This window comes from Flavobacterium sp. FlaQc-48 (assembly GCF_044007335.1).
Lineage (GTDB): Bacteria > Bacteroidota > Bacteroidia > Flavobacteriales > Flavobacteriaceae > Flavobacterium.
In genome coordinates, this window is sequence record NZ_JBIPCR010000001.1 from 65,684 (window position 1) to 78,636 (window position 12,953).

Annotated in this window: 6 protein-coding genes; 5 read left to right on the forward strand and 1 reads right to left on the reverse strand. The window is 35.8% G+C overall.

The features are described 5' to 3' along the window. The first annotated feature begins 1 nt into the window (after position 1). The 5 genes from ACHRWY_RS00255 to ACHRWY_RS00275 all read left to right on the forward strand — a co-directional run bounded on the left by ACHRWY_RS00255 (position 2) and on the right by ACHRWY_RS00275 (position 10,112). Positions 2-1,357 carry a RagB/SusD family nutrient uptake outer membrane protein gene (locus ACHRWY_RS00255; protein ID WP_395351369.1) on the forward strand — a complete coding sequence of 452 codons (1,356 nt, stop codon included), beginning with the start codon at positions 2-4 and terminating at the stop codon, positions 1,355-1,357. Between the two features lie 10 nt (positions 1,358-1,367). Further along, positions 1,368-3,350, forward strand: coding sequence for a TlpA family protein disulfide reductase (locus ACHRWY_RS00260; protein ID WP_395351371.1), 1,983 nt, complete (start codon positions 1,368-1,370; stop codon positions 3,348-3,350). A gap of 23 nt (positions 3,351-3,373) precedes the next feature. Continuing rightward, positions 3,374-5,974, forward strand: coding sequence for an alpha/beta hydrolase family protein (locus tag ACHRWY_RS00265; RefSeq protein WP_395351373.1), 2,601 nt, complete (start codon positions 3,374-3,376; stop codon positions 5,972-5,974). A gap of 216 nt (positions 5,975-6,190) precedes the next feature. Next, positions 6,191-9,007 (forward strand): M16 family metallopeptidase, encoded by a 2,817-nt coding sequence (locus tag ACHRWY_RS00270; RefSeq protein WP_395351374.1) that lies wholly within the window; start codon positions 6,191-6,193, stop codon positions 9,005-9,007. 361 nt (positions 9,008-9,368) lie between these two features. Next, positions 9,369-10,112, forward strand: a complete 744-nt coding sequence (locus tag ACHRWY_RS00275) for a polysaccharide deacetylase family protein (RefSeq protein ID WP_395351376.1) — start codon at positions 9,369-9,371, stop codon at positions 10,110-10,112. 157 nt (positions 10,113-10,269) lie between these two features. On the opposite strand, the gene ACHRWY_RS00280 is transcribed toward ACHRWY_RS00275, so the two are convergent. Then, positions 10,270-12,894: a phosphatidylglycerol lysyltransferase domain-containing protein gene (locus ACHRWY_RS00280; protein WP_395351378.1), complete on the reverse strand. Its 2,625-nt coding sequence runs from the start codon at positions 12,892-12,894 to the stop codon at positions 10,270-10,272. Positions 12,895-12,953 lie beyond the last annotated feature (59 nt).

Genomic DNA, 12,953 nt, shown 5'->3' on the forward strand with positions numbered 1-12,953 from the left:
TATGAAATTTCTAAAATTCACACTATATATTTTCCTGCCTTTACTTGTATTAAACTCTTGCAGAGATTATGTCGAAGTAGAACCGGTTGGGAACAACAGAATCTTAAAATATACTTCTGATTACAGAGGTTTGGCGAACAATTACAGCACTATGGGGTCTTTTGGAGGGGTTCATTTGCTTGCCAGCGCTGATGTAGAATTTCCCACAACCTATCAAAATAGCGTTTCTACTATCTGGTCTAACAGTTATACCTGGCAGGAAACCATATACAATCCTTCTCAGGGAGATGCAGACTGGAATGGCTTGTATTTGTGCATTTACTACAGCAATGTAATCATAGACGGAGTAATGAGCAGCCAGGGCGGAACAGATGCAGAAAAAAAAGAAATTTATGCCGAAGCTTTTGTACACAGGGCCTTTGCTTACTTACAATTGGTCAATGTTTACGGACCACAATTTGATCCGGCATCAGATAATTCGGCAAAAGCAGTTCCGTTATTAATAAAACCGGACTTGTTTTCTTCGCTGGACAGAAGTACTGTTGGTCAGATTTACGATCAGATTCTTTCGGATTTGCAAAGTGCCCTTGTGAGTGACATTCAGGATACACCTTCATTTAATGTGCTACCTTCAAAAAGAGCGGTTTATGCATTGCTTGCCAGAACCTATCTTTATATGGGCAATTATCAATTGAGTCTTGACAATGCCCAAAAAGCATTGGCCATGCAAAATGGTTTAATCGATTTAAAAACGTTTGCTACGGCTAATAGTTATCCGGTTTTAATTCAGAATCCGGAGATTATATTTTCTAAATCGATATTAAATACGTATAGCGGGGCTCCGTTGTCAACAGAGTTATTAAATAGTTTTGAAACCAATGACCTTCGTTATAATTATTATACAATTGCTGGTACAAGTTTTTCGCCAGCGTATACAGGCAGAGGATTTGGAATTGGAAGGTACAGCCCAACTACCGGAATGAATATTGGCGTATCAGTTCCTGAAATGTATTTGATCTCAGCAGAGTGTTATGCCAGATTAGGGGATACACAAAAAGCAGTTGATAATTTAAATATTTTAAGAGCAAAACGATATAAAGCCGGTACAACTTATCAATTATCTGCCGCAACAAGCAAAGAAGCTTTAAACCTGGCACTTGTTGAAAGACAAAAAGAATTGATAGGCAGAGGATTCCGTTGGTTTGATCAGCGCAGATTAAACTTAGATCCGGCTTTTCAAAAAACGTATACCAGGATTTTTAAGACCGTGACCTATACGCTGGCACCAAATAGCGACGGTTATGTATTCCCAATCAACCAAAATTATATCGATTTAAACCCGGAATTGGGTAAATAAAAACAACACAATGCTACAAAAAATATTAAATATCAAATTTTTGGTACTGGCTTTTTGCGCCATTACCTTACAGGTTACAAGTCAGGAAACAAAGTTGAGATTATCCGGAATGGTCGATGTGCCCATTCCGGGATCAACTTTAAACATGACATACGATGCAAAAGGAGGTCCGTTGGAAAACATCAAAGATATTAACGGATATGTTTATGTTTTTAATGATTACCGATGGGAAATCGAAGACCTTAAAATGAAAAGAAACGGTGCTGTCTGGAATGTAGAATATACCGTTCCCAAAAAGGCTGCTTTCATGGCTTTCAAGTTTTATGGCAATACAAATAATGGTTTAGTTACTGATACAGGCCAGGATACAGGATATATGCTGGTTGTTTTTAAAGAACCAAAAGTAAAAATGCCGGGAGCCGATTTGGCCTGGGCTACTTTTAGAAATAAGGATTTCAATATGCAGTTTGGCGGTTATTTTAAAGAATTTACTATCGCCGGTGATGCTACTGAATACTGGTTGAAAAAAGAAGTAGCGGATCATAGTGAAAATTTCCCGAAATTTATTGACACCTATATTAAAGTTTTAAAGGTTCAGAAACCGGAAAAATTTGACGAGTTAGGACATCGTTTTTTAGGAGATTTTGTTACCAAAATAAACGGTCAGCCGGAAGAAGTATATGCTAGAGTTCATAATTTATACCTGTATGAACTGAAAGATAAAGTTAAGGCAGATTCTATTGAAACAGTAATTCAGAAATTATTTCCTAAAGGAGCATTTTTGAGATTTAAAGCCTATCAGAAAATCAATCAGATCCCTAATGCGGCAGACAGGAATAAAGCAGTGAATCAATTTTTGGCTGATTTTCCAAATGATGCAACAGTTCCCGCTTCTCAAAAGTATTTGTATGATACCATTTCTAAAATGCTGTTTGCTTATTATTTTGAAACAAAGGATTACCAGTCTATTCTAAAGTTACTTCCCACAATGAATTTTGCAGCCATAAACGACTGTTATCATCAGGATATTTCTAAAGCATTGTATCTTAAATCTGTAGAGCCCGCAGTTATAGAAACTATGGCCGTGCCAATGATCAGACTGATGCAGGAAAAAGTAAACGATATGTCGTATATGCAAGGTATTTACTGGTCTCCAAATCAGGCTACAGAAAATGCTAAAACGCAATTGAACAATGAGTTGGTGATCCAGATTCGCATGTTTAATATGCTAAAGAAATACAAGGAAGTTCTGGAGTGTTTTGAATTATTACCGGTTGAAAAACGTTACGAAAAAGCAAGTATCAACGATATTCATGTAACGGCTTTGGAAGCTTTGAATAAACCGGCAATAGAAGTTTTAAAAAGTGCCGCAAGAACCAATGCATTATCTGAAGCTTTAACGCTGAAACTAAAGGAGTGGTATGTGAAACAAGGAAAAAAAGAGACGGATTTTCCTGCCTATTTAGAAGAGCTGAAGAAAGAAAACAATGCAGATGAAAAAATAGTATGGATGGCTCCGGTTCCTGCTCCGGCAATTAATGTACAAACAACAGAGGGTAAAGCAAAACAATTGGTTTTAAGCAATGGAAACATTATTGTAATCGATTTTTGGGCCACCTGGTGTGGACCCTGCAAAAAAGCTTTTCCTGCTATGCAACAATTGGTTAACAACTACAAAGACGACAAACAGGTTAACTTTTACTTTATAAGTACTCAGGAAAATAAAGAAGGCTATAAAAAAGAAGCAATAGCTTATTTAAAAGAAAAAGGATATAAACTGGATGCCTTTTTTGATCTTGTAAAAAAAGGCGGAGGAACTAATAACGAATCGTTTGCAAAATATGCCGCTATCTTTAAATCAAGCGGAATTCCGAGAAAAGTAGTGATCAAAAACGGACAAATCCGCTTTACATCAGAAGGATATTCGGGAAATCCGGGTCAGTTGGTGGATGAATTAACAGGAGTTATTAATGCTTTAAAGAATGAAAAATAAAGTTTCAAAACCCCAATAGCGTTATGAAAAAAACAATTATGCTGTGTATACTCGGTTTGAGTATACACAGTTTATCTGCACAGAAAAAAGCGGTCGATGAGTCTGCTTATCAGACATGGCAAAGAATTAACAGCAAATCATTATCCTATGATGGAAAATGGATGTCGTACAGCAAGGTTTTTCAGGATGAAGAAAAAGAAAACAAGAAGCAAATCATTATTCAGGAAGCACCAAAAGGAAAACGTTTGGTATTGGATAATGTGAGTGATCTGAAATTCATCGGAAAAAAAGACTGGGTTCAATACAGTAAAAAGGATACTGTTCTTTTGCAAAACTTAAAATCAGGTTTAAAACGAGTATGGAAAACGAAGCATTTTACAAACATTCTTGAAGGCACGGATATTTTATATTATACAAGGCCGGAATCTGTAAAAGGAACATCCTTTCTCCAGCATTTGGTTTGTTATAATGTAGAAACCAATGACAGTGTAGCTGTCAATAATATTAAATCGTTTCGTTTTTTAAAAAATAAATCCATTTTTTACCTTCAGATCGAAAAAGAGCAGGCGTTGCTGAAGTACGGAATTCCCGGCGGAAAACAACAAACCGTTTACAGCGGAAAAGCAGCAGATTTTGGAGATTTTCAATTGAATGGAAAAGAAGACGGCGGCAGTTTTACACTTCGCACAAATGACCATTCAGGTTTTAATATGTTGTATTATTTTAGTCTGAAAACCAATTCCGTAAAGCCCGTTTTCAATTATGATGACATTTCGATAAATGATCCGGCTTATTCTATTTCAAAAGTAGCATATGGGCTCAGTGAAAATACGAATCTTATTCCGCTGATGCTTAACGAGAAAAAACGTCCTGAAAATACGCAGATCCCCAGATCAGAAATTGAAATCTGGAAATCAGGCCAGGGCACGATGGAACGCCGACAGGAATTGCTTAGGAATTCTAAAACAGCCCCAAGCGAACAGAAATATTTTTACGATATCAAAAATAAAAAATGCATCAAACTGGCTGCTACAGGCGAATTTGATCAGTTATTGGTACCGGAATCAGGTAATTTTAAAGGTGTTTTTGGTATTGACAAAAAGCCATACGCCGTTGAGGTCGACTGGACATTTAACGAACGAATTGATTTGTTCTGGATTGATGCCGCAACAGGAAAATCTAAAAAAATAATTGAAGGTACTGCAGCTAATCCTATCTGGAACCCTCAGGGAACTTTTGCTGTTTTTTATGATGACAGGCAGAAATCCTGGATGGTTTTTGACAGCGCCGAAAACGCATTACAGTTTAAAAACATAAGCACGCAAATTCCTTTTGCTGTTTTTAATGATGCTGTAGATATGGCATCTGTGAATACCGCTTACGGAATTGCAGGCTGGTTAAACGACGGAAATACGGTTGTACTTTATGATCAGTTTGATATGTGGGCAATAGATTTAACGAATCAAAAACCAGCATACGCAATTACACAAGGCTACGGAAGAAAAAATAAAGTGGTTTTAAGATTAGGAGAAGTGGGGTATGGCGGAGATTTAACAAACAGAAAAACAATAACACTAACAGGTTTTGATGCAGCGCATAAATCGAAAGGAATTTACAGACTAAGCAATAATACGGTTAGCAAAGTATTTGGGAATCCGGATTATGATGTAAAAATAGAAGCAACATCAGGTGATAATTCAGGCATTTTATTTTCAAAAGAAAGTTATACCATTTTTGGCGATCTTTGGTGGGCAACTTCAGGTTTTGGATCGCAACAGCAACTCACAGATATTAACCCGCAGCAAAAAGAATATGCCTGGGGAACCTCAAAATTAGTGACCTGGAAAACTTTTGACGGAAAAGAAAATCAAGGCAACCTGTATCTTCCGGATGATTATGATCCTAAAAAAACATATCCTGTAGTAGTTCATTTTTATGAAAAACATACCGAAGAGTTAAACCAATATCAATTGCCGGAAACCAGTACGTCAAACATCAATATTCCGTCGTATGTAAGCAGAGGTTATATTGTATTTCAGCCGGATGTACATTATACCTATGGCGATCCGGGAAACAGTGTTTATAATGATGTCATCAGCGGCGTGGAATATTTAATAGCACAGGGAATTACCGAAAAAGGTAAAATTGGTATTCAGGGACATAGCTTTGGAGGTTATGAAACTTCATTTTTGCTTACCAAATCAGATGTTTTCAGTTGTGCCATTGTGGGCTCCGGGGTAAGCAATTTTACAGCAAATTATCCTGTTATGCGATCCAATGGACTTTCGACTATGTTTAAATACGAAGTCGATCAGTATCGTATGAGCAGTTCTTTATTTGATAATTTAGAAGGTTACATTAAAAACTCTCCACTTTTTTCAGCTAAAAATATCAAAACTCCAACACTTATTTTTCATAATGATGGAGACCGAGCAGTTCCGTATCAGGAAGGACAATCTTTATTTTTTGCACTTCGCCGTTTAGGAAAACAAGCCTGGCTGGTCAATTACAAAAAAGAAGGACATACCTTAGATCAGGCAAACAACAGAAAAGACTGGACAATCAAAATGCAGCACTATTTTGATTATTACTTAAAAGGTGCAGAACGCCCAAACTGGATGTAATTATTCTCTAACACATAGAAACAGAGCATTTGCCCTTTTTTAGCAGCTTTCCACTATGTTTCTATGTGTTTAAAAAAAAATGCTATCTGAATAATTTATAGCAAGTATTGAAATATGTAATATTTACTTATATCACTTTCAGCCTTTTTATCTAATTGAAGAGGTTGCAGACTAAAGATAAAATCAATCAAAAAAAGAACATTACCGATCAAAAACATGAAAGTAAAATTATTTCTCGCGCATTTTATGATACTGGGTTTAACGCAGGTTTCAGCGCAATTTAAAACAACAATTCCGTTACGGAAAGATGTTGTACACGGGACTTTAAGCAACGGAATGCAGTATTTTATTCTGCACAACGAATGGCCAAAAGACAGAGCCGATTTTTATTTTGTGCAGAATGTAGGGGCTATTTTAGAAGATGACAATCAAAACGGATTAGCCCATTTTCTGGAACACATGGCTTTTAACGGAACAGAGCATTTTAAAGGAAAAGGAATCATTACTATGCTGGCCAAAGAAGGAGTTACTTTTGGTCGTGATATTAATGCTTATACGGCTCATGACGAAACGGTTTACAATATTAATAATGTACCAGTTAAAAACCCGGTTTTACTCGATTCCTGTTTGTACGTTTTACACGACTGGTCCGGATCTTTATCCTTAAAAGATGCCGAAATTGATGCCGAAAGAGGCGTCATACACGAAGAATGGCGTACCAGAAAAAATGCCGAATTAAGACTTCAGTCACAGCTTGAACCTATTATTTACAATGGAGGGAAATATGCCAAAAGAGACGTTTTAGGAGACATGAATATCATTGATAATTTCAAATACAAACAGCTAAGGGATTATTATAAAAAATGGTATTTACCCAACCATCAGGCCGTTGTAATTGTGGGGGATATTGATGTTGCAAAAATGGAACAGCAAATCAAAAAAATAATGGGATCTGTCCCAATGCCGTCAAATGCGGCAGAGCGCACTTATGAAACCATTCCGGATAACGATAATTTGTTGTACAAACTCGCTGTAGACAAAGAAGCTCAGAAAACAGCCATAGCATTAAACTTCAAAAAGAACAAACCGCTTGTTCAGGATGTGGCCACTTTTGAAAATAGTATTGCCCAACAATTGGCATTACAAATGATGAACAATCGTTTTAGGGAATATATCGTAAACAATGAAACCGCATTATTATCTGCAGGAGCAGGAAATTCTGATGTGACCCGGTTATCTTCTTTTTTTACTTTGAATGTGATTCCAAAAAACGGACAAATTTTAGAAGGTTTTAAACAGGGGTATACGGAGTATGAACGCGCCATTCAAAATGGTTTTACAAAAGAAGAACTGGAACGCGTAAAAGAAAATATGCGTACCGGTTATGAAAATCAATTAAAAAACAAAGACAAAATTGGCAACTCAAATTGGGCGCAGCAGCTTCAGGGGTACTTTTTAGAAGCTGCACCGGTCATGAGTTTAGAAGACGAATTTGAGTTTATAAAAAATACTTTAGCGAAACTTGATGTCGATCAGGTAAATAAAGTTTTCCGTGCATTTCCAACAGAAAAAAATCAGATTTTGACTGTTTCAGGACCAGATAAAGAAGACGTTAAATATCCTTCGGAGTTTGATTATGCCGTCATTATCAAAAGTGTAAACCAGGAGAAATTCGCACCTTATACAGAATCGGTTAAGAAAACGGACTTAATTACGGAGAAACTGGCTGTTAAACCCATTGTAAAGAAATTTGAAGTAAAAGGAATAAAAGAAGCCAAAGGATATGTTTTGGCAAACGGTGCCAAAGTAATTATTTACCCCACAACGCTTGCACAAGATCAGATTCTTTTCTCGGCATTTAGTCCGGGTGGAATGTCATTGGTTTCAGAAGCCGATTTGCCGTCTGCCCAGATTGCAACCGCCCTGGCGAAAAGTTCCGGTTTAGGTGATTTTAAAAGTACGGATTTGCAAAAACAACTGTCCGGAAAAACCTTGAAATTAAGTCCGTTTATCGCAGAACATTATGAAGGTTTTAGCGGAAGCACGATCAAAAAGGATCTCGAAACCTTAATGCAGCTTACCTATCTTTATTTTTCGCACCCAAGATTCGAAACCCAATCCTATAAACGAATTATTGATTATTATCAGAATTCATTAGAAAATGTGAGCGATAATAACAACAAGATATTTGGCGATACCATTGCGTTATTAGATACCAATCACAGCAAACGAACGTTTTTGCTGAGCAAAGAAAATCTTCAGTATCTAAAATTTGATACAGCCTCAAAAATTTTCAACGAACGTATTACCAATGCAGCTGATTTTACTTTTGTTTTTGTTGGAAACGTAAACGAAAATGATATTGAAACCATCAATAAATACTTAGGTAACCTATCAGGAAAAAATACACAGGAAAAATACACGGACCATAAAACCGGACTTGCAAAAGGTACGGCAAAAGAAAAACTGATACGGGAAATGAATGTTCCTAAGACTAGTATTTATGTGCATCTGGAAAACAAAAAAGTCACATTTTCAGACAAAAAACAAATCATGGCGTATATGTTATCGCAATTGCTGGACAAACGTTATCTGGAGAAAATCAGAGAAGATGAAGGCGGAAGTTACGGTGTGCAGGTTAGCAGTTCTTTGTCTAAAAGCCCAACGCCAACTTTTTCTTTACAAGTAAGTTTTGACTGTAACCCTGATAAAGATTCGAAACTACTTGAAATTGTGTACAGTGAACTCAGCAGGATTGTAAAAGAAGATGTAGATGCCAGTAATTTATCAGATATAAAACAAGATTTAATAAAAAGCAACCAACAGAATATTAAGTCCAATTCGTATTGGCTGAACATCATTACAGATCAGTTAAAAACAGGTGATGAGTTTTTAAGTAGTGCTGCTTATGAGAATTTAATCAAAAGTATTACGGTAAAGGATATTAAGCAATATGCAGCCGAAGTATTGCCAGAAGCCAATAAAGTAGAGGTAATTATGCAGGCCAAAGCCAATGAGTCTGGCATAAAATAAATACGATTTAAAAGAACGGCAATTCTAAACGGTTAATTTTAATAGTCTTTTATAAATTTTTTGAATTAGTAAGCATTTTAGCAAAGACTAAAAAGAGCTGTTTGCCGACAGCTCTTTTGAATTAATAAAAATTCAGAAGCATTATTTATTTCAAATTGCCTTCATTCAAAAAGATACAGCAGAACCGGAAACGCCTTATTTGGGGCGTTTTTTATTTTCCGGTAGTTTTAATTAAACACGTAAACCTAAAGCTGAAAAAATGTTTATATTTGAAATATTAAGATTAGAGGCGCTTAAAAATCAATCAGTAATCACAAAGTACTATATGAAGCTATTTTTTATTAAAACAACACTGTTTTTAATGTTCTTAACCTTTTTTTCCTGCGAAACTAAAAAACAAAAAGAAGAACCAAAACCGTATAAAGCAGGTGTGATTTTATCTTTTGATGATGCTTATGTCGATGAATGGTATGAAGCAGATCAGGCTTTGAAAAAATACGGTTGGAAAGCTACTTTTAATGTTTGCAGAATAGATTCTATTGGAGCCCCTCAAATTAAAAAACTTCTTGAAATGCAAAAAGAAGGCCACGAAATTGCAGGTCACGGATACCATCATTATAATGCCGTTAAATTTGTCAAACAACACGGAATTGACGCCTACATGAAACAGGAAATTGATCCTATGATTGTTTCCATGAAAAAACTGAATTTTAAAGTTACTACGTTTGCTTATCCTTACGGCGAAAGATCTGATGCATTGGATAGAGCATTATCCAAAGATTTTAAAATTATAAGAGGAAGGGCTTTTGGAGGCGAAGCTCCTGAAAAACAAGACAGTTATTTTAATAATTCAAAAATTGTATTCGCATTTGATATAGACAACAGTCACATTCATTTTAGTATTCCGTATGTATTAGAATTGTTGGATTATGCCAAGAAACACAACAAAATTTTACTTTTATGCGGCCATAAACCAGTCAAAAATGTAACCGAAAATTATCAGACCAAAATAGAAACGTTGGAGTTTATTTGTAAATACATGAAACTTAACGACCTTAAATTCTATAAGTTAAATGATTTAGACGATTTGCTTCCTGAGGAATAATTTTTTTGCCACAAATTTTTAAATCTAAAGTCTTCGGCTCAATATCTCATGCAGATTAAGGCAAATTTAATTTTGATTTAATTATTACATCCGGTTCAATCTTTTTCAATCTTTGTAAAAAAACATTTTAATCCCTGAATCGGTGGTATCATTTGATTTAAGGCTTTATCACTTTGGCTAAAATTCGCGGAATCTGAATCAGGTCGTAATCATCGTTAAAAATAATATACTGATTGTGCCAGGAAGGAGAAAATTTGTCCTTAAAATCCCGTAGCCCTTTATAATGCGAAAATGATTTTACCTTTTCATAAGCATATTTCATTGATTTTTCCTGAATGGTCTGCGGGTTTTCGATTCCGCTCATAGGGGCGAGGCCAAGATCGACATAGGTGATTTCTTTTGATTTAAGATAATTAAAAAGCGACACCATCATAAAATCAATAATGCCATTTGGCGCATCATCTGTTTTTCGGATTAAATCGTAAGTCGCTTCATTTTTAGCATAATCCGGAATGATATTTAAAAAAGCCAGAATTTTGCCTTCGTTATTTTCTACCGTTATGATTGTTTGTTTTTTCAGTTCATCCCAAAGGAAAATACCCTGAGAAAAAAGCATTTCTTTTCTGGATGTTTCCTGAAGCCATTGGTCACTCACCGCTTTAATTTGTTGCAGCAAACCATCTTTTATCGGAGGCTCATTGATACTGGCCTGCAAACCAAGATCAGTAATTTTTTTTAATGCATTTCGTAGTGATTTTCGATTTTGACCTTCCAGATGAAACTCCCGCAGGTCCACAACAGCCGCTTGTCCCAGGAAAAAGTATTTTTTACCCAGTTCCTGATACGTTTTTAAGCTTTTTTCAGGGATTCGGTAATAGAGGCTTCTTAGCCCAAAATCATAACAAAACTGGTCAAATTCAACGATACAGGATTTAATTTCAGGATTAGTACTGCCAACAGGGTTCTCGAGGACAACTGCAAAATTTCCGGATAACCTATAGGAGAGAAAAGCATTTTTACTTTTCGATATAAAAATCAATTTATCAAAATATGTTTTAAAATAATCCAGACCAGAGTTCCCGTACTTGTTTACAAGATCAGTTGCGATTTCTTTTTCTTCTGTAGTAACCGTATATTTTAGTATCGACGGTTTTACCAAAGTATAAATTAAAAAAGCAAACGAAAGAAACCCGCTAATTTTGAGTGAAATTAAAAAATGCTCGGCAAAAGTTCCCGTTGGATGCAAATTATCGCTGCCAACGAGAAAATAATTCTGAAGCGTATAGCGAACCGATTCAACGAAGCTGAAATCAATATTAAAATGTTTCTTATCGAAGAAATAAAAACCTAATACGCCGTAAATTAAAACTGCCAGGATACTTAGCAGAGAAGTTTGCAAACCAATACTGCCAAGTCTGGGGTTTGTTCTGATGTAATATTCTTTTCGGGTTGCAATTAAAACAATGATTACCAAAAGAGCGATGGCAGATTCTTCAAAATCAATGGCTTTGGTAAGATTTCCGATCAAAGAAAGTACAGATAATAAGATTGCAAACCACCAGGCCATACGAAGCCCTTTTAACATAAAAGCAGCCGTAACCAATAAAAACAAACCTGTTGTTAACACCAGATAATTAGAGGTATGAATGGCTTCTATGGGCAGGAAATTTTTAAGAAGTATAAGCCGGCTGTTGATAGCAGGAGTGAGAACCGATATAATATTGATAACACCCAGCGTGAGTAAAAGTAAGGCAGGAACAACACGTAAAAGGAGTTTGTGAATCCTGGAAAGAAATAAAATAATACCTGCAAATAAAGGTAGCCAAAATTCAAAAACCCGATAGAAAAGTGTTAGGGCGACGGCTTCCATATTGTTAAAACCATACTGTATTAAAACATAACTCATTGATACTTCAACAGCGCCCAGACCTCTTAGAAAAGGGGATATAATTAAAAATACAACAGCCACTACATAAGCCATTGCAGCTGCCAAGAGAGAAGAATCAAATTGTAATGCCTTCATGGCGATATATACATGTGCGATTCCAACGGCATCAATCAATAAAGAGCAGCCTACTATTTTTAAAAATTTAATCCGGTTTATTTTATGTTCATGCAAATCAATCAGGAATGGTTCTATTTTGGGAACACTTTTTAGCAGTAACCGGTATAAAGTTCCTTTTTGAAGTATCGAATTAAACAAAACAACCAAGAACGGCAGAACGACAATTATAATAGCTAAAACAAGCCATTCGCTATATCCGATAGTGCCTTTCAACAGTGAAAAAAGAAATAAAGGAACCGCAAGAAGCAGGACAGACAAGATACCTACAAATCCGTAAATGGCCGATGCCAGGTGAACTGCGGTCTTTGTGGTTCCTTTTTTTAAGAGATTATCCGTAAAAAAGAAAAGTGAAGTAATGCCTCCCGCGGGAATAAATACACTTATAAAATTGCGTTTTAAAAATAAGCTATTCGCATCTTTCCATGTTATTTTGGCATCAATGGCAGAAAACGAAACAACGTACATGAATCCTTGTAAAAAGACGTACAGAATGCTTAACAGAAAACCTATCAGTATCCATTGTGGTTTGGCGTCTGCAATGCTGTTTTTGATTTGATAAAGCTCGCTTTGTTCTTCTTTGATAAACCAAAATCCAATTAAAAAGAAAAACAAGGTCAGGACAATCTGCCCGGATAGTTTACCATTTTCAGAAAAAAAACCGGCAATTCTTTTTTGGAGTAAACGTAGAGTGGTAGTGGCGTTTTTTGGTTCTTTCATAGTAACATCACGGATTTACTTTGTTATAAAAATACTACATTAATTGATTCGTTTATAGA

Coding starts and splice junctions, on each gene's coding strand:
- ACHRWY_RS00275 (WP_395351376.1), top strand. CDS start 9,369: ATGTTCTTAACCTTTTTTTCCTGCGAAACTAAAAAACAAAAAGAAGAA.
- ACHRWY_RS00280 (WP_395351378.1), bottom strand. CDS start 12,894: ATGAAAGAACCAAAAAACGCCACTACCACTCTACGTTTACTCCAAAAA.
- ACHRWY_RS00255 (WP_395351369.1), top strand. CDS start 2: ATGAAATTTCTAAAATTCACACTATATATTTTCCTGCCTTTACTTGTA.
- ACHRWY_RS00260 (WP_395351371.1), top strand. CDS start 1,368: ATGCTACAAAAAATATTAAATATCAAATTTTTGGTACTGGCTTTTTGC.
- ACHRWY_RS00270 (WP_395351374.1), top strand. CDS start 6,191: ATGAAAGTAAAATTATTTCTCGCGCATTTTATGATACTGGGTTTAACG.
- ACHRWY_RS00265 (WP_395351373.1), top strand. CDS start 3,374: ATGAAAAAAACAATTATGCTGTGTATACTCGGTTTGAGTATACACAGT.